This is a genomic window from Aquirufa beregesia (assembly GCF_011090385.1).
In the GTDB taxonomy this organism is placed as follows: Bacteria; Bacteroidota; Bacteroidia; order Cytophagales; family Spirosomataceae; genus Aquirufa; species Aquirufa beregesia.
Genome location: NZ_SEWW01000002.1, coordinates 422,641 through 440,298, shown reverse-complemented (window position 1 = coordinate 440,298; position 17,658 = coordinate 422,641). Strand labels below are relative to the sequence as shown.

The window sequence follows — 17,658 nt, the reverse complement described above, 5'->3', positions numbered from 1 at the left end:
CACACATATATTTAATCTTACCCTCCAATCTTGAAAGACGTATGGAGCTTAAACAAATTTCATGCCATAAGACAAGTTGGCAGAAAATTTACCACACAATCTGATGGAGAACTTGATTTTTTTGAAATAAAAACGATTTCTTTTTTACTCCTTTAGCGCAATGTAACAAATTTGTTTGGTCAGGGAATTGTTCAACCAAAAGATCATTCATAATAAATACCCCCGCTAAATCTTGATCCGAAGGTATTTCCACATATACCCAAATCACATCAGGGTTAGGCTCCCAACCAATCCAGCGATAGGGAGTTTGTAATTGCTTATTCACTTGGAGACCAAAATGCTTGCGAATATAGGGTTCCAACAACTCATCCATGTTAGACGCTTTGCCAAAGCTCACCTTTTTCCCGTGAAATCCACTGAGACCTTGTTCTAAATCATCTTGAAATAAGCGAATAGCTATCTCCCAAGATTTTTCCTTTTCATTGTAAACACATTCCGTCACACTAGTATGAAAAGGGTGCCGTTCTTCTCTTCCTATACTTTCTACAGATAAGAACATAAAAAAAAGAACGAAAACTAGTTGTTTTTTCAATGTTTAAAAGAAGGACTTAAAAATATCGTTACCAAAAGTATAAGCCATTAAACCTAACAACAAAATCATGCCGATTTGCTGTGCACGTTCCATAACCTTATCCGAAGCTGGTTTTCCTGTGACCATCTCATAAATTAAGAAAATAGCATGTCCGCCATCTAAAGCAGGTATAGGTAATACATTAAAGAATGCTAAAGCCATGGATAACAAACCTGTTAACATCCAGAATCGTGTCCAATCCCAAACCCCACCAAACATTTGTGCGATTCCAATGGGTCCACTTAATGCTTTTGAAGCAGAGACATCACCTGTAGCTATTTTCTTGAATCCACGAACATTGTCAGTTATGACTGAAAATGCGCGCTTAGACCCAATGCCCACCGATTGTCCAAAACTGTAATCTTCATGCGACATTTTCATTAAAATATCTGCCTGAAAACCAATTTGTCCAGATTTGCCAACCACCATATCCAAGGTGTCTGCTTTTCCTTGACGAAGTATAGCCAAACGAATGGGTTTGCCAGCTTCTTTACTTAACACTTCGCGAATCTCGTGATAAAAATGAATCGGCGTTTGATTGACAGCCGTAATATAATCTCCAGCTTTCAATCCAGCAGCCAAAGCTGGTAACATCTCCTCGGATTCTTTGCCTAACCATTTATCCAATAAACTTGGCGGATTAGGGGCTGTCACGTCCAAGACTTTAAATTTCGTCATTGGCTCAATAAAAGCCGACTTCTTATCACTTAATTGACCAATAAAATTGGCTGGAATTTGAATGTTTACTTCGTTCCCATCACGTAAAACCGTGTAATACGAATTATCTCCAAGTAACACATCCGACGAGCGTAAATCGGACAATTGCTTGTAATCAGCACCGTTTACTCGGATAATTTTATCCCCTGTTTTTAGCCCAATATGCTTGCCTAAATCCAAAGCAACAATCCCATTTTTATTTAATTCCTCTTTGGAGATATAATTATTTCCATTGGAATAAGTCAATGAGATGAAAATAACCACACCCGTGATAACATTCACAATCACACCTCCCAGCATCACGATCAATCGCTGCCAAGCTGGTTTAGCTCTAAATTCCCAAGGTTCAGGATCTTTGGCTAGGGTAGCGGCATCTTGCGTTTCATCAATCATACCAGCAATAGAAACATACCCACCTAAAGGGAACCAACCTAACCCATATTCTGTATCTCCAATTTTTTTCTTAAATAAAGCAAAGTTTAATAAAGAGGGAATTGGAAATAGAAAATCAAAAAACAGATAAAATTTTTCTACGCGCATTTTAAACCATTTCGCTGTAATGAAATGACCAAACTCATGCAATGTTACTAATATGGACAATCCTAAAATCAATTGCCCCGCCATAATCAAACCTTCCATAATCTTGCTTTAATTGCTATTTACTATTGTTTACCACCCATTGGGTAGCTAATTCTCTACTTAATTGATCACTTTGAACATAGTCTTCTAATGTCGGATTTGCTAAAAAAGTTCCACATTCCATAGTTTCGGAAATCAAATCAGACATTTCTAAGAAGCCAATTTTATCTTCTAAAAAAGCAGCCACTGCTATTTCATTGGCTGCATTCAATATACAAGGCATATTACCTCCTCTGTCTAAAGCCTCAAAAGCCAAGCCCAGATTCCTAAAAGTAGCCATATCAGGTGCTTCAAAAGTCAAATTGGGATAAGCGGCAAAATTGAAGCGAGGAAAGTCCGCTTCCAAACGATTCGGATAAGCCAAGGCAAATTGAATAGGCAATTTCATATCGGGTAAACCCAGTTGGGCTTTGATAGATCCGTCTTGAAACTGAACTAAAGAATGAACGATGGATTGAGGATGGACAACCACATCGATCTGGCTTGCTTTTACCTGAAACAACCAAGCAGCTTCAATGACTTCCAAACCTTTATTCATCAGACTAGCTGAATCAATAGTAATCTTGGCGCCCATGGTCCAGTTAGGATGCTTTAAAGCTTGCTCCCTCGTCACTTTGGCTAATTGTTCCCTCTTCCAAGACCGAAATGGCCCTCCAGAAGCAGTCAATATCACTTTCTCAATAGGATTGTGGGATTCACCCATCAAGCATTGAAATATCGCTGAATGCTCTGAATCAACGGGTAAAATTGGCACACCCATCTTTGCCGCTAATGGCATAATCAATGCCCCAGCAACGACTAACGTTTCTTTATTGGCTAGTGCTATTGGCTTTTTGGCTTCAATAGCCCGAACGGTTGGTAACAATCCGGCATAACCCACCAATGCTGTCAACACAACATCTACCTCCTCCAAACAAACCACATATTCCAAACTCTTGACGCCAGCATGTACTTCAATGGGTAAATGCGCTAAAGCCTCTTTCACCTGATGGTATTGGCCTTCATCTCCAATCACCACATGACTAGGTAGATACTGTAGTGCTTGTTGAATTAATAAGGTAGCATTCGACTGAGCTGTCAGTACAGCTACTTTAAACTGCTTTGGATGCAATGAGATTACTTCCAAGGTTTGAGTACCAATGGAACCTGTAGAACCTAGGATAGCAATATGTTTTTGATCTACTACCAAAGCATGGCTTTTACTTGTTCAACAAACGTCAACCACACCTTTGGATACAATAAAGTCACAAAAACTAAACCGTATAATCCACCATACAAATGTGCCGAATGATTCACATAATCCCTTCCTCTTCGATCCATAGCTATGGAATACCAAGTAAACAAACCGGCATAAATAAAGCCTGGGATTCCTAAGACGCCAAATAAATAGATTTTCTCTGTGGGGAAAAACAATATTCCCGCGAAAATAACAGCCGAAACAGCACCTGATGCTCCCAAAGAGTTAAAATGGGGGTTTTTGCTTTGCTTAAAAAAGGTGGGTAGATCAGCTGCGACTATGGCTGTAATGTAAAATATCACAAATAGGATTTGACCTGATTCAGGGAATAATACAGTAAAAATATTTTCTAGTTGTAAACCAAAAAAGAAGAAGGAGAACAAATTGAAAAACAAATGCGTAAAATCAGCATGAATGAATCCTGAAGTTATAAAACGCCAATACTCCTTCCTTTGGTTGATTTTATATGGATTCATCGTCAGTTTGTCCATGAGTGCCGGCTTTTGCCAACACAACAATGACACCAAGACGGTAATGATAATGATGATAAAACTGATAGAATCCCCCATAAAACAAAAAGCTTCGTGATGAAGCTATATAATTGCCACAAAACTACATTAAACTTCCCGATCAACCAACCCCTTCATAAAACCCAATAAGGTATTTTTCTTTTCCTGAGGCAAAGGCAATGCTTCCATTCCAGTAAATGCCCGATCAAAATACGATTGAATTTGCAAACCGACCTCTTCTTTCAAGCCCAACTGAGTATAAATCTCCGTGACTGCTTTAACTTTCTCCGCAGCATCAAACTGATTTTGATTGATCCAATAGGCCAATTGATCACGAACTTCTCCTTGAGATAACTCCAAAGCACGAATCAATAAATAAGTTTTTTTATTCGCTAATATATCTCCACCTACTTGCTTCCCAAATTTCTCAGGATCACCATAAACATCCAATAAATCATCTTTCAATTGAAATCCTAAACCCACAAACTCCCCTATTTGATACAATTGCCGAGCTACACCAACATCTACTTGGGCCAATAAGCCGCCCATCTCCATAGAAAAACCTAACAACACCGAGGTCTTTAATCGGATCATTTCTATATACTCGGCAATTTGTACATCTTTCCTTTCTTCAAAATTCATATCCCATTGCTGTCCTTCGCAAACTTCTGCCGCAGTTCGACTAAAGCGTTTTAAGAGATGTTGAAATTGAGCTAGACTTAATCCTTCAATTTGATTTAAAAACTGATACGCTTCTACCAACATGACATCCCCTGAAAGTATCGCAATGTTATCGTTCCACTTCTCATGTACGGTTTGCTTTCCTCTTCTCAATGGGGCTTTGTCCATGATATCATCATGCATCAAAGTGAAATTGTGAAATACTTCAATGGATAAGGCAGGTTTTACTTGCGTCTTCCAATCATCCCGAAATAAAGAATATGCCATTAAACACATCACTGGACGAATACGCTTCCCACCTAAAGCCATTAAGTACTGAATAGGCTCATACAATTCCACAGGTTGTTTCCCCTGCTCCATGCGATCTATTTCACTATCTAAGACTTGCAAAAATTCTTTTGTCATAATTTATCGATCAACTTCCCCCATGACTAAATCCAAAGATCCGATAATCGCCACTAAATCAGCCAAATAGACTCCCTTGGCTAAAGTGGGTAATACCGACAAATGGTGAAATGAACAGGCTCGTACTTTCATTCGACTAGGTATATCTGATTTACCATCAGCCCGAATAAAAAAGCCTAACTCACCTTTTGGATTTTCTGCCCGGACATACACATCCATAGCTGCGGGCCTAATTTTCTTAGGAACCATGGCCTGAGGTTGGAAGTCTTTGGTTCTTTTACAGTCCCCAACTAATTTCTCCAAACATTGTTCTACAATCCGAATAGATTCTTCACATTCTCTAATTCGAACATGATTTCGATCCCAACAATCTCCCGTCTGACCCATAGCCCCCTCGCCAATAGGAATATCAAATTCCAAATCCGGGTAAACAGAATAGGCATCCACCCGACGAAGGTCAAAGGGTAATCCTGAACCGCGTAACACAGGACCTGTACAACCATAATTGATAGCGGTTGACAAAGGCAATACGCCAATATTGGCCGTTCTTTTGATAAAAATACTATTCTCCTCCACTAATTTTTTCACTTCTTGGATAGTCCCTTTTAAAACGGGGAGCAATTCCTTTACTCGCTCCTCAAAGCCTATAGGTAAATCATAAAATAAGCCTCCAATCCACACATAATTATACAGCATTCTAGCACCAGACAACCATTCCAATAACCGCTGAATATGCTCTCTGTCACGCATCAGCCACAAAAAAGGAGTGTAGGCTCCAATATCTAATCCATATGTACCTACCGCTACAAAATGGGAAGCAATGCGATTCAGCTCAGCCACCAAGACACGGATGTATTCAGTTCTCGGAGGTAATTTGCCTTCCAAATCCAACATTTTCTCCACTGCCATCACATAGGCGTGCTCGGAATTCATCGAGGCCATATAATCCAAACGATCCACGTATGGTATAATTTGGTTGTAAGGCAATGCTTCTGCGTGTTTCTCAAAACAACGATGTAAATAACCCAAATGTGGAACTACATCCACGACCAATTCGCCGTCTGATATCAATTCCAAACGTAGTACACCGTGAGTAGATGGATGCTGAGGCCCCAAAGAAATGATCATTTCTTCCGATTTCAAATTTTCAAGCGAATACCGATTGGGATCAGATAAAGTAAAATTCTCGGCTTGATAATGATATTGAAGGGGCTTCATGAAACAAAAATGGGAAAAAAGGACAGTAAATAAAAGCCTAATAGAGGGATTTAAGGGCGACTTACCAATATGTTTGAAATTTTACGACATATTTTATTTAAAGACTTTGCGAAAAAAAATATTTCTTCTACCTTTGCAGTCCGTTTCAAATGAGGCGAAAAAAGATTTTAATACTATGGCAAAGAAAGGAAATCGCATTCAAGTAATTCTAGAATGCACTGAGCACAAAGAATCTGGTTTACCAGGAATGTCGCGTTACATCACGACTAAGAATCGTAAAAACACGACTGCTCGTATCGAATTGAAAAAATACAATTCGGTATTGAAGAAAGTTACACTTCATAAGGAGATCAAATAGTTTTAATACCTAAGAAATATGGCTAAGAAAGTAGTTGCAACGTTAAAAAAAGAAGGAGGCGTAAAATACGCTAAAATCATTAAAGCGGTTAAAAATCCAACCACAGGAGCTTATACCTTCAAAGAAGAAATTATTCTTCAAGATGAGGTAAATGCTGCATTGAAAAACTAATTTTCAAGCGGGGTACCTTTTTTCGCTTAGATATTAAAGTCCCTTCGTGAGGGACTTTTTTTATTTTTGTTACATTCGTTTTTATTTTCATTCACAGCCATGGGACTATTCGATTTTTTTAAAAAGAAACCAGCACCACAAGAACAGGAGGAACTGGAGGCCTTGGAGAAAGGACTAGAAAAAACCAAAGAAGGGTTTCTATCCAAAATGGGTAGAGCCGTTCTAGGTAAGTCCAAAGTTGATGAAGAGGTATTGGATGAATTAGAAGAAATTCTATTAAGTTCCGATGTCGGAGTACCCACTACTTTAAAAATCATTGACCGAATCGAACGCCGAGTTGAGCGCGACAAATTCGTGTCTACCGAAGAACTAGATCAAGTTTTAAGAGAAGAAATTGCCGCTTTATTAGAAGAAAACCAATCGGCCGATTTACAACATGCCTTTGCTGAGCCTAAACAAAAGCCCTATGTCATTATGGTGGTAGGTGTCAATGGAGTGGGCAAAACGACCACCATAGGTAAATTGGCCTCTCAATTTCATCAAAATGGATTAAAAGTGGTTCTAGGTGCAGCAGACACTTTTCGTGCGGCCGCTGTGGACCAATTAAAGTTATGGGGTGAACGGGTGGGGGTTCCTGTGATTGATCATGGTATGAATACTGATCCCGCTTCGGTAGCCTATGATGCTGTTAAAAAAGGAGTAGAAATGAATGCCGACATCGTGATCATTGATACAGCGGGCAGATTACATACGAAAGTAAATTTGATGACAGAATTGACCAAAATCAAACGTGTTGTTCAAAAATTCATCCCTGATGCTCCTCACGAAGTGCTTTTAGTTCTAGATGGATCTACGGGACAAAATGCCTTCATTCAGGCTCAAGAATTCACTAAAGCGACTGAGGTTACCGCCTTAGCCATTACTAAATTAGATGGCACAGCCAAAGGAGGCGTGGTGATTGGAATCTCCGATCAGTTCAAAATTCCAGTGAAATACATTGGTGTCGGGGAAAAAATTTCCGATTTACAGGTATTCAATCGCAGCACATTTGTCGAATCCCTTTTTGCAAAAAAGTAGAGACGAAGCAATGCTTCGACTGTGCGACACTATCCCATTAAGTGTGTAAGTAAAAAATAGCGGGTTCGGATTTGCTTTTAAATTCGGACCCTTTTTTCAAATATAGCCAAAAACTGATTCAATATAATTCCCCAGTTCTGAATTGGCAGGCTCCATTTTTTGGTTGCTTCGTTTATGGCCAAATATACTGATTTCATCAGGGCATCATCCGTTGGGAAAGAGAGCTTGTTTTTCGTGTATTTGCGAATCTTTCCATTCAGGTTTTCAATCAGATTCGTCGTGTAAATAATCTTACGAATCTCGAGCGGAAAATCAAAAAAAACGGTCAACTCTTCCCAGTTATCCTCCCATGATCGAATGGCATAAGGATATTTCTTGCCCCATTTAGCCCCGTAATCTTTCAATGCCGCTTCTGCTGCTTGTTTGGTAGGAGCATCATATATCTGCTTCATATCCCTTGTGAACTCTTTCTTATCTTTCCATACCACATATCGACAAGCATTCCTGATTTGATGAACCACACAGATTTGAGTTTGTGATTCAGGGAATACGGCACGAATGGTTTGCGTAAAGCCATTTAAATTGTCCGTGGCTGTAATCAGAATGTCCTCTACACCCCGTGCCTTCAAATCAGTTAATACACCCATCCAGAAGCTTGAGCTCTCGCTTTTACCTAACCACATTCCTAAGACCTCTTTTCTACCCTCTCGATTTAATCCGATGGATAAGTAGATTGTTTTGTTGACGACCTTGGAATTCTCCCTGACTTTAAAGACAATCCCATCCATCCAGACCACCAAATAGACCGCATCAAGGGGTCGATTCTGCCAGGCAATCGAATCCTCCATAATACGCTGGGTTACCCGTGAGATAGCTGAGCTAGATAGTTCGAATTGATAGATTTCTTTGATTTCTTGCTCGATATCACTTACGCTCATCCCTTTCGAATAAAGAGAAACAATGAGGTTTTCAACGCCTGTTGAGTACCTACTTCGTTTGGGAACTAGAACAGGATCAAAGCTTGATTCTCTGTCTCTAGGAACCTCAATAGGTGTTTCACCAAACTCGGTTTTAATCACCTTTTTCTGGGTTCCATTACGAGCATTAGAGCTGGGTGTTTTCTCGTGTTTGTCATAACCCAAATGTGCATCAAGTTCTCCTTCTAAAATCTTCTCCAAGCCTCGCTTGTGAATATCTCGAAGAAAGGCCTGGAGTTCATCTCCAGTTTTTAATTGCTTTAAGAAAGCATCGGTTAATGAATCTTTTGTGTCCATTTCCATCTTAATAAGTGTTTAAATGTAAAAAAAAATAGTGAAGGCCGAAACCAACACTATTTTCTACTTACACACTTTAAGAGATGGTGCCGACTGTGCAGTGCTATGCCTCGACCATGTTTAGACGAAGCATCGCCTCTTCTCTATTTTTGCTGTTTGGCCCAGGTATCCTTCAGGGTTACTGTACGGTTAAATACCAAATGCCCGTCTTTCGTGTCTTTATCTAAACAGAAATATCCTTTACGCATAAATTGAACAGCTTTTTCAACTTGTGCCTCACGCAAAGCAGGCTCTACATAAACCTTACCAAGCACTTGTAATGACTCTGGATTGATGAATTTCATAAAATCATCCCCTAATTCAGAAGCATCTTCTACTATCAATAATCGATCAAACAAGCGCACCTCAGCTACTTCAGCATGAGGAATAGAAACCCAGTGAATCGTTCCTTTCACATGGATTCCAGAAGTATCTTGACCCGATTTACTTTCAGGAATATAGGTAGCATGAATTTCTTTGACGGAACCGTCTTCGTTCAATTCAAAATTCCCACATTGAATAATATAAGCTCCTTTTAATCGAACATTAAGACCAGGGCCAAGTCGGAAGAATTTTTTAGGTGGATCCACCATAAAATCTTCTCTTTCAATATACAATTCACGAGAGAATGGTACAGATCTTTTACCTGTACTTTCATCTTCAGGATTATTTTCAATCAACAAATCTTCGGTTTGACCTTCTGGATAATTCGTGATGACTAATTTCACAGGATCCAGCACCGCCATATAGCGATTAGCCGATTTATTTAAATCTTCTCGGATACAGAATTCCAACAAGCTGATGTCAATTAGGTTATCTCGCTTGGCCACACCGATTCTCTCACAGAAATTCTGAATGGAGGCTGGCGTAAAACCTCTTCTACGTAATGCCGAGATAGTCGGCATACGTGGATCATCCCATCCATGAACGATTTTCTCATTCACCAATTGCAAGAGTTTCCGCTTACTCATCACAGTATGTGACAAATTTAAACGAGCAAACTCGTATTGGTGGGTAGGGAATATCTCTAATTTCTCGATAAACCAATCGTATAAAGGACGGTGCACATCAAATTCCAAGGTACAAATGGAGTGTGTGATGCCTTCCATGGAATCCGATTGACCATGGGCAAAATCATACATGGGATAAATGCACCAAGCATTACCCGTACGGTGATGCTCCACATGACGAATACGGTACATGAATGGATCACGCATGTGCATATTCGGATGTGACATATCTATTTTGGCCCGCAAAACCTTGGCTCCATCGGGAAACTCTCCCGCACGCATCCGCTGAAATAAATCTACATTTTCTTCTACCGATCGATTGCGAAAAGGACTTGGAACACCGGGAATGGTGGGAGTCCCTTTTTGAGCGGCAATTTCCTCGGCAGATGAATCATCTACATAAGCCAATGATTTTTCAATCAATTGTACCGCATATTGAAATAAAGTTTCAAAATAATCAGAAGTATAAAGCTCATTAGCCCAACTAAATCCCAACCATGCCACATCCTTCTTGATGGATTCTACGTATTCCGTTTCTTCCGTGATGGGATTGGTATCATCAAAACGTAAATTAGTCTTTCCTCCAAATTCTTGAGCTAAACCAAAGTTCAAACAAATGGATTTGGCATGACCAATGTGAAGGTATCCATTAGGTTCAGGAGGGAATCGAGTGAAAATTCCTTGAGGGTATTTTCCAGCTGCTAAATCGACCTGTACGATTTCTTCTAAAAAATTAAGGGATTTTGGTTTTAATTCTTCCATTCAATATACGTTCTTGACAATTTTGTCGTTTTTAGGGTCGAAAATGATTAATTCAATTTCAAAAATACGCAATATTTAAGCTATGCGAACAGAAAGCTGATAGAATATTCTGCTTTTCAAATTTAATTACTGTTTTATATGCCATTTAATAAATTTCTTGCCCTACATAAGATAATTTTAATTAATTTAGTGCCTAATTCAATAGGTAGCTTTATTGTTTAATTAATCTACTCAAACTCGTTCTTAACATGATGAACAAATTCTTCAAATTCAATTTATCCGCCATTTTAGTTTTCTTAATGGCATATTCCGCCTCGGCTCAACTTATCAACGGAAAACTAGGTGATCAAACTACATTAGTTAAAAATGGTGAGGCAAAGGCCCTTGTGGCAACAGGCTGTCCAGCTGGCACTTATTACGATTGGGGCTTTTATAAAAATGAACCTAATGGCGGAGGCATAACCTATTATCCAATGGCTGATTGGGATGGCGCATATTCTGGTAATGGAGATGCAAGTGTAAGCGTTACAGCTTTAGCTTTAACCTTGGATAATAGACCTGGTGGAAACATTCCTCCTTATGTATATGAGTTAAAATGTGTCACCACAGCAGGTGGTAGCACCATCGCTCCGGGAACGATGGCCTCTAAGGTAACTATTCAAGTAGTAGACCCTGCCACGTATGCTCCAGCTATTTCTGCTCTAGCAGGTAGCATTGTTTGTGGAGACATCAATGACCCTAACGCAGGTTCCATTTCTTTGAAGGCTACTGGTTGCCCAGATGGAACACTTTGGTATTTACCAGTAAACAATAAAACGGTTGAAATTGCCAATTGGGATGCTATAAAGATCTCTGGTACAGATTACATTTCTGGTAGATACAGCGTTAGTTGCATCATCAATTATTCAGACAATACAGCAGCTCTTACAGGAACAAATATCCCGAAAAAAGAATATTCTAGAGCTGCAGGTTACGATGTGAGAAAAGGTTATGCCGTTCCTACAGTTTTTGTGAATAGCGTAAAAAGCCTTTTACCAGATAATGATACCAAAGAGGTTTGTCAGGGTACTTTAGTAGACTTAGGCATCTACACGAATCCTGAAAGAAATAATACCTTAAATTTCAATCAATACAATCAATATTTTGAATTCCAATGGTTTGGAAAAGATGAATATAAGCCTTCTGATAATTTTGGTGCAGATCGATTCAATGCGACAGGTTTCACTTCAGGTGTATTAACGGCTATTGCTGAGAAAAAATCGGTTTTATACTACGTAAAAATGACGGATAGAGCTGGTGTTTGTGGTTCTAAAGAATCCAACCAAGTTCGTATTACTTACGTAGAATTACCTAAGCCAGGTCCTATCACAGGAAATTTAGGTTATTGCATCGAAGGTTCAACTAGCTTAAAAGTAGACTCGGCTTCTTTAGTACGTAACGAAGGTTATTTATGGGCAGCAAACAAAACTCCAACCAAACCATCTAAATTCCGTTGGTATGTAGACGGTGTTGAAACAGCTGCTTTAGGTAGTTTATCTAGCATCATTTTCAAACAAAATGCAAAAGTGAAAGTGGATTATGTATCCAACTACAACTGTCCATCTCCTGCTTCTGATGAAGTTACTGTCAAGAACTACGACAAGCCTGTTACGCCAACAATCACTGCTTTAAAACCAGCGAATGGTTCATTGGTTACAGATTCTACAGTAGGTTTCTGCGAAGGAACGCCAATTGCAGGTCAAATGCAAGCTTCTTCATTACCTAATGGGGAAACTACTAAATGGGAATGGAGCAATGCATTAACGACCAGCTTAATTGATTACAATAAAGTAGGATTCTATACAGTAAAAACAATCAACGCCAATGGATGTTATTCTGAATCATCGGCGGCCGTGGAAGTTAAAGTATTAGCGCTTCCAGCAGCACCAACCATTACAGCTGGTAGTGCAACTACTTTCTGTGCAAGAAAAGATGATGATTACAGTGCATTCAATGCTGTAACATTAACTGCGTCTACATCGAATAGCATTGTTAACTGGTATGGCAATGCCAATGCATCTCTTTCTACATTAAAAGTATTTGAAGGTGTTAAAACATCTGATACTTACTACACTAGAGCAACAGATATCTACGGATGTATCTCTCCTGCTTCTAACAAGATTAAAGTAAGTGTTCAGCTGAACCCTGTAGCTACAGATGCTAGAATCCTTAAAGAAGGTGTTTATACCTTGAAAGCATTGAACTTCCCAGCTACAGTAACAGGTGGTACAGCCAGTGATTATGAGTGGAAATTTGGAACTACAGCTCTTCCATCTAAAAGCTACATCACTAAGGTAAAAACCAATGGTGATTACAGTGTTAGAAGAAAGTATTTGTATGCTATTGATGGTTTCCCATTAACTTGCTACACCGACTTTACTAAATATGCATACACGTTAGATCCTGAGTTTAACGGAGTCGCTATCTTCCCTAACCCAGTGACTAAGCCAGATGTAGATGGTGTTAACATCCAAATCTTAGATGACTGGACTAATGCCATAGTTACTTTGTATGACATGGTAGGTCGTCCAGTTTACTCAGGTAAAATTCCAGCATTAAACGCTGCTAACCCTGAGCCAACGAACATTCTTAAATTGCCAGGATTAGGAAACGGTATCTACATCGTTACTATCACAGCTGACAATAGCAAATCTTATACTGGTAAAATTATCGTTAGCAAATAAGATTTAAAACTTAATTAAAAGCCTCTCGTTTACTCGGGAGGCTTTTTTTATGCCATGAAAAGACGACTATTCTTACTCATTTTTTGCTTGTTAGTTGATCTTTCAACTTTTGCCCAATGGATAAATATTCCGTTACAGACAAAAGCTTCCTTCCGAGCTATTCGTAGCTTAAAAAATGACATTTGGATTGGCGGAACGCAAGGAACAGTAATCCATTCGAGAAATGGAGGTATAACTTGGCAAGAGTCACAAGTACCTGGTGCTGAAAAGCTTGATTTTAGAGATTTGGCCATTGTAGGTCAGCAAAAAGTACTATTAATGAGTGCTGGACCTGCAGATAAAGGTGCCGCAAAACTATTCATCAGTAAAGATCAAGGATATTCTTGGTCCATCCTATTTGAGAAAAAATCGGGTCCTTATTTCTTTGATGCTATTGCCTGGAATCACAAAAAGCAAGAAGGTATCATGCTTTCAGATCCAATGGACGGACAATTTCCTTTGTTTAAAATCAAATCCCAGGAAGAAAAAGTAGAAGAAATCAAGATATCCTCCTTCCCTACTTTACTACAACGAGAAGCCGCATTTGCGGCCAGTGGATCTTCTTTACTTTGGATTCATGGAAAATTAAACTTAGTGACGGGTGGCTCTACTCATGCTAGAATCCTACAAAGTCTAGATGAAACATTCACACAGTTCCAGGAAATGAACCAAAGTACTCCAGCAGATAGTAGCAGCGGTTTCTTTTCCATAGGAGCTAGAAATAAAACCAATTATTGGATTGTAGGAGGTAATTACCTCCGTTTAAATGAAAATAACATTGGCATTCTGGAAAGCAAAGATGCAGGGTTGACCTGGAAAAAACTGAGTGATTATCCGAGCTTCTATATGGAAAAGGTAATTTGGACAGGCAAATATTGGGTCGTCGTAGGACCATCTAAAAGCGCAGCTTATGCCCCTAAAACTAAAAAGTGGATTTCGCTTGGCGAAACCCACTTTCATAATGTGATATTGCACAAAAAACACTTATACGCTGTAGGCACAAAAGGCACTTTGGCTAAAATATCCTTAGCTGAATTGGACCGATTATTTCTTTCTAAAAAATAAAGAAATAGGAGTACCTTCTAATTTAAATGCCTTACGCATTTGATTCTCCAAATAGCGCTCATAACTTTCTTTAATATACTGAGGTAAGTTACAGAAAAAGATGAAAGTCGGATAAGGTGTTGAAACTTGCGTACAATACTTGATTTTGATGTATTTACCTTTCCATGCTGGTGGGGGATAATTGTTGATTACTTCCAACATCACATCATTCAATTTAGAAGTAGCAATTTTCTGAGAACGATTCTCAAACACTTCTAACATCTTTTCAACCACCTGGAAAATACGCTTCTTTTCCATCACCGAAGTGAATATAATCGGCATATAATTAATCGGCGCTAAACGCTCTTTAATTGCATTCTCCAGCTTGATAGCGGTATTGGTATCCTTGGCTACTAAATCCCATTTATTAACCATCAAAACAATCCCTTTCTTAGCTTTATCTGCCATACTAATGATGTTCATATCCTGAGCTTCTAAGCCTGTATTGAAATCAATGGTCGTGGCATCTACTAAAATAATGGCCAAATCACATTCTTCCATGGCCTTGATTGAGCGCAATACAGAATAATATTCAATATTATCGTCAATCTTTGCTTTTCTACGAATACCTGCTGTGTCTGTGATGATGAAATCCTTTCCATACAAGGTATAGCGATTCTGAATGGCGTCGCGGGTTGTACCAGCCAAGTCGGTTACAATGGAGCGTTCACGTCCAAGCAATGCATTTAGGAATGAAGATTTTCCCACATTAGGTCTACCTAAGATGGCCACACGGGGAACACCTGCTTCTGGGTTTTCTACACCCTCTTCTTTAAAATGCGAAACCATTAAATCCAACATGTCCCCAGTTCCACTACCACTTTCTGCCGCGATAGCATAAGGATCACCTAGACCTAACTCATAAAATTCTGCCGCTACAAATGCCTTATCATGTGTATCCGCTTTATTGGCTACAATAATTACGGGCTTTTTTGATTTACGCAATACTTTGGCAAAATCCTTATCTAAATCGGTTAAACCTACTTGACAGTCGACAACAAATAGAAGAACATCTGCTTCTTCCATAGCCATTTCAACTTGCTCACGAATGGCCCCTTCAAACATATCGTCAGAACCATGCACATAACCACCGGTATCTATCACAGTAAAAAACTTACCCGTCCATTGACCATAGCCATAATGGCGATCCCGAGTAACCCCAGACACATTGTCCATGATGGCCTTTTTTTGTTCAATCAATCGATTAAACAAGGTCGACTTTCCTACATTGGGACGCCCAACAATTGCTACTATATTTGACATGTTATTAAAATTAATCGAGCGAATACCCGAATGAACGCAATTTATCAGCCTTTGCACGCCAATCTGGCTCCACTTTGATAAATTGCTCTAAAAATACTTTTTTACCAAAAAATTTCTCCAAATCTTGGCGGGCTTCTATCCCTACTTTTTTGATACTCTCTCCCTTATGCCCAATTAAAATGGCACGCTGTGAGACGCGTTCTACATAAATCTCCGTGGCGATTCGTAAAATAGTAGGCTCATCTTTAAAAGAAGTAACTACTACTTCACAAGAATAAGGAATCTCCTTCTTGTAATTCATGAATATTTTTTCTCGGATAATCTCCGAAGCAAAAAACTTTTCTGGTTTGTCTGTTAATTCTTCCGGATCAAAAAACGGAGGATGAACAGGTAATTTGGCCACTATATGTTCAAATATTTGATCTAAATGCACAGCCTCCAAAGCAGAAATTGGCAAAATAGGCTTATCTGGAAATATTTGTCGCCAATAATCCAACCGCTCCTGAAGCTTTTCAGTTCCGACTAAATCAATTTTATTCAATAAAACTAAAATGGGCGTATCGGTATGATCCTTCCAATTTGTAAGAAATTCTAAATCTTCATATTCATCAAATACATCCGTCACATATAATACGACGTCTGCATCTTCCAAGGAACTTTTTACAAATTGCATCATCGATTTATGCAATTCATACTTGGGCATCAAAACTCCAGGTGTATCTGAATATACAATTTGATAAGGTGTCCCTTCAAATTCTCCATTCAACATCCCTAAAATACGATGTCTGGTGGTTTGGGCCTTGGAACTAACAATAGACAAACGCTCACCTACCAATGCATTCATTAGGGTACTTTTACCGACATTCGGTTTACCAATAATACTAATAAATCCAGATTTGTGAGGAGATGCCATAAGAAAAAACATGCCCTGTTAGTAGGGAATGAATATTAAAATACAAAGATACTTGTTTTTCTCGACAAAACCCTGCATCTTTGCACTCCGATATATCGCGGGGTGGAGCAGTTGGTAGCTCGTTGGGCTCATAACCCAAAGGTCGTCAGTTCGAGTCTGGCCCCCGCTACAAGTAAAAAGGCAGATCTTTATGGTTTGTCTTTTTTTATTTGAGGTGGCTTCGAGAACCTCAGCCACCTTAGAAAATCTCAAACAACTCAGAGAGTCTCAGCCACCTTAGAAAGTTTCAACCGACTCAGAGAACCTCAGCCACCTTAGAAAATCTCAAACGACTCAGAGAGCCTCAGCCACCTTAGAAAAAATAGCTTCCGCTGCGATTTATTTTCAACCGGTGCCTTAGGCTCTCGAAGGCAACCGGACTTACAGATCACGATATGCAATCGCCAATTCTGGTAATAAATTATTATCGCCATGAATTCATGCCTCTTTTTCTCTCTTCTCCATCATTCAACTTGCTTCTCACAATGAAAAGCCAAAGAACCATCAACAGAAAATGTCGCTGGAGCTTGAAGATGCGTTCCATTACCTAGCATATCTTGAACAGGATTTTTCCGTATATCCTCCCATTTCATCAACTCAACTGGAACTCCCAATGCATCTCCAATAGCCAATCCAAAAGGCAGTGATTCTATCTATTTCTTCCTCATGTATATTTCATTTCAAATTATGGAATATACATCCATTTCTCAGCATTCATTATCGAATAATATATTTTCCGTCAGTAGAGATATAAAATTGCCTAATTTGCTCGTTTATAAAGAGTTATTTTGATCCAAATTCAAAGCACCATTTTATCTTATGAAAGAAAGCATAAGAGGATGAATAGAT

16 protein-coding genes and 1 tRNA gene are annotated in these 17,658 nt (G+C 39.1%); 6 read left to right on the top strand and 11 right to left on the bottom strand.

Translation table 11 applies throughout. From position 1 onward, the window contains the following. Positions 1–88: 88 nt before the first annotated feature. Genes EWU23_RS05890 through EWU23_RS05865 form a run of 6 tightly spaced genes read right to left on the bottom strand, consistent with a single transcriptional unit; the run spans position 89 to position 6,037 of the window. Entirely contained in the window at positions 89–559 is a 471-nt protein-coding gene (locus tag EWU23_RS05890) for a DUF6702 family protein (RefSeq protein WP_166229767.1), read from the bottom strand. 36 nt (positions 560–595) lie between these two features. After that, complete coding sequence (gene rseP / locus EWU23_RS05885) at positions 596–1,987, bottom strand: RIP metalloprotease RseP (protein ID WP_166229765.1); 1,392 nt, start codon at positions 1,985–1,987, stop codon at positions 596–598. Positions 1,988–2,003: 16 nt separating this feature from the next. Continuing rightward, positions 2,004–3,176 carry a 1-deoxy-D-xylulose-5-phosphate reductoisomerase gene (locus EWU23_RS05880; RefSeq protein WP_166229763.1) on the bottom strand — a complete coding sequence of 391 codons (1,173 nt, stop codon included), beginning with the start codon at positions 3,174–3,176 and terminating at the stop codon, positions 2,004–2,006. Further along, the gene (locus EWU23_RS05875; RefSeq protein WP_166229761.1) at positions 3,170–3,793 is read right to left on the bottom strand and encodes a rhomboid family intramembrane serine protease; all 624 of its coding nucleotides are present in this window, start codon (positions 3,791–3,793) and stop codon (positions 3,170–3,172) included. Before EWU23_RS05875 ends, EWU23_RS05880 begins: the two co-directional genes overlap by 7 nt. A 48-nt stretch (positions 3,794–3,841) precedes the next feature. Continuing rightward, entirely contained in the window at positions 3,842–4,819 is a 978-nt protein-coding gene (locus EWU23_RS05870) for a polyprenyl synthetase family protein (protein ID WP_166229758.1), read from the bottom strand. 3 nt (positions 4,820–4,822) lie between these two features. Further along, positions 4,823–6,037, bottom strand: coding sequence for an NADH-quinone oxidoreductase subunit D (locus EWU23_RS05865; RefSeq protein WP_166229756.1), 1,215 nt, complete (start codon positions 6,035–6,037; stop codon positions 4,823–4,825). A 175-nt stretch (positions 6,038–6,212) separates the two neighbouring features. On the opposite strand from EWU23_RS05865, the gene rpmG reads away from it, so the two are divergent. From rpmG to ftsY, 3 genes are all read left to right on the top strand, one after another. Further along, positions 6,213–6,395, top strand: coding sequence for a 50S ribosomal protein L33 (gene rpmG, locus EWU23_RS05860; RefSeq protein WP_166229754.1), 183 nt, complete (start codon positions 6,213–6,215; stop codon positions 6,393–6,395). Between the two features lie 18 nt (positions 6,396–6,413). Further along, positions 6,414–6,566, top strand: coding sequence for a DUF4295 domain-containing protein (locus EWU23_RS05855; protein WP_109324168.1), 153 nt, complete (start codon positions 6,414–6,416; stop codon positions 6,564–6,566). Positions 6,567–6,665: 99 nt separating this feature from the next. Further along, positions 6,666–7,643, top strand: coding sequence for a signal recognition particle-docking protein FtsY (gene ftsY, locus EWU23_RS05850; protein ID WP_166229752.1), 978 nt, complete (start codon positions 6,666–6,668; stop codon positions 7,641–7,643). Positions 7,644–7,720: 77 nt separating this feature from the next. On the opposite strand, the gene EWU23_RS05845 is transcribed toward ftsY, so the two are convergent. Beyond that, positions 7,721–8,917, bottom strand: coding sequence for an IS256 family transposase (locus EWU23_RS05845; protein WP_166229819.1), 1,197 nt, complete (start codon positions 8,915–8,917; stop codon positions 7,721–7,723). Between the two features lie 143 nt (positions 8,918–9,060). Then, complete coding sequence (locus tag EWU23_RS05840) at positions 9,061–10,728, bottom strand: glutamine--tRNA ligase/YqeY domain fusion protein (RefSeq protein ID WP_166229750.1); 1,668 nt, start codon at positions 10,726–10,728, stop codon at positions 9,061–9,063. A gap of 248 nt (positions 10,729–10,976) precedes the next feature. Between EWU23_RS05840 and EWU23_RS05835 the strand changes: the two genes are divergently transcribed. Both EWU23_RS05835 and EWU23_RS05830 read left to right on the top strand, forming a co-directional pair. Beyond that, entirely contained in the window at positions 10,977–13,451 is a 2,475-nt protein-coding gene (locus EWU23_RS05835) for a T9SS type A sorting domain-containing protein (RefSeq protein ID WP_166229748.1), read from the top strand. A gap of 54 nt (positions 13,452–13,505) precedes the next feature. Continuing rightward, positions 13,506–14,555 carry a WD40/YVTN/BNR-like repeat-containing protein gene (locus EWU23_RS05830; protein ID WP_166229746.1) on the top strand — a complete coding sequence of 350 codons (1,050 nt, stop codon included), beginning with the start codon at positions 13,506–13,508 and terminating at the stop codon, positions 14,553–14,555. Here EWU23_RS05830 and der read toward each other — a convergent pair. Continuing rightward, positions 14,535–15,857 carry a ribosome biogenesis GTPase Der gene (gene der / locus EWU23_RS05825; protein ID WP_166229744.1) on the bottom strand — a complete coding sequence of 441 codons (1,323 nt, stop codon included), beginning with the start codon at positions 15,855–15,857 and terminating at the stop codon, positions 14,535–14,537. The genes EWU23_RS05830 and der overlap by 21 nt on opposite strands. A 10-nt stretch (positions 15,858–15,867) precedes the next feature. Continuing rightward, entirely contained in the window at positions 15,868–16,770 is a 903-nt protein-coding gene (gene era, locus EWU23_RS05820) for a GTPase Era (protein WP_235942155.1), read from the bottom strand. Positions 16,771–16,866: 96 nt separating this feature from the next. On the opposite strand from era, the gene EWU23_RS05815 reads away from it, so the two are divergent. After that, positions 16,867–16,939 (top strand) — tRNA-Met (locus EWU23_RS05815). Positions 16,940–17,273: 334 nt separating this feature from the next. Here the strand turns inward: EWU23_RS05815 and EWU23_RS05810 are convergent. Next, the gene (locus tag EWU23_RS05810; RefSeq protein WP_205753090.1) at positions 17,274–17,441 is read right to left on the bottom strand and encodes an ADP-ribosylglycohydrolase family protein; all 168 of its coding nucleotides are present in this window, start codon (positions 17,439–17,441) and stop codon (positions 17,274–17,276) included. Positions 17,442–17,658: the final 217 nt, after the last annotated feature.

Coding starts and splice junctions, on each gene's coding strand:
- rseP (WP_166229765.1), bottom strand. CDS start 1,987: ATGGAAGGTTTGATTATGGCGGGGCAATTGATTTTAGGATTGTCCATA.
- EWU23_RS05845 (WP_166229819.1), bottom strand. CDS start 8,917: ATGGACACAAAAGATTCATTAACCGATGCTTTCTTAAAGCAATTAAAA.
- EWU23_RS05890 (WP_166229767.1), bottom strand. CDS start 559: ATGTTCTTATCTGTAGAAAGTATAGGAAGAGAAGAACGGCACCCTTTT.
- ftsY (WP_166229752.1), top strand. CDS start 6,666: ATGGGACTATTCGATTTTTTTAAAAAGAAACCAGCACCACAAGAACAG.
- EWU23_RS05865 (WP_166229756.1), bottom strand. CDS start 6,037: ATGAAGCCCCTTCAATATCATTATCAAGCCGAGAATTTTACTTTATCT.
- der (WP_166229744.1), bottom strand. CDS start 15,857: ATGTCAAATATAGTAGCAATTGTTGGGCGTCCCAATGTAGGAAAGTCG.
- EWU23_RS05840 (WP_166229750.1), bottom strand. CDS start 10,728: ATGGAAGAATTAAAACCAAAATCCCTTAATTTTTTAGAAGAAATCGTA.
- EWU23_RS05870 (WP_166229758.1), bottom strand. CDS start 4,819: ATGACAAAAGAATTTTTGCAAGTCTTAGATAGTGAAATAGATCGCATG.
- rpmG (WP_166229754.1), top strand. CDS start 6,213: ATGGCAAAGAAAGGAAATCGCATTCAAGTAATTCTAGAATGCACTGAG.
- era (WP_235942155.1), bottom strand. CDS start 16,770: ATGGCATCTCCTCACAAATCTGGATTTATTAGTATTATTGGTAAACCG.
- EWU23_RS05875 (WP_166229761.1), bottom strand. CDS start 3,793: ATGGGGGATTCTATCAGTTTTATCATCATTATCATTACCGTCTTGGTG.
- EWU23_RS05835 (WP_166229748.1), top strand. CDS start 10,977: ATGATGAACAAATTCTTCAAATTCAATTTATCCGCCATTTTAGTTTTC.
- EWU23_RS05855 (WP_109324168.1), top strand. CDS start 6,414: ATGGCTAAGAAAGTAGTTGCAACGTTAAAAAAAGAAGGAGGCGTAAAA.
- EWU23_RS05830 (WP_166229746.1), top strand. CDS start 13,506: ATGAAAAGACGACTATTCTTACTCATTTTTTGCTTGTTAGTTGATCTT.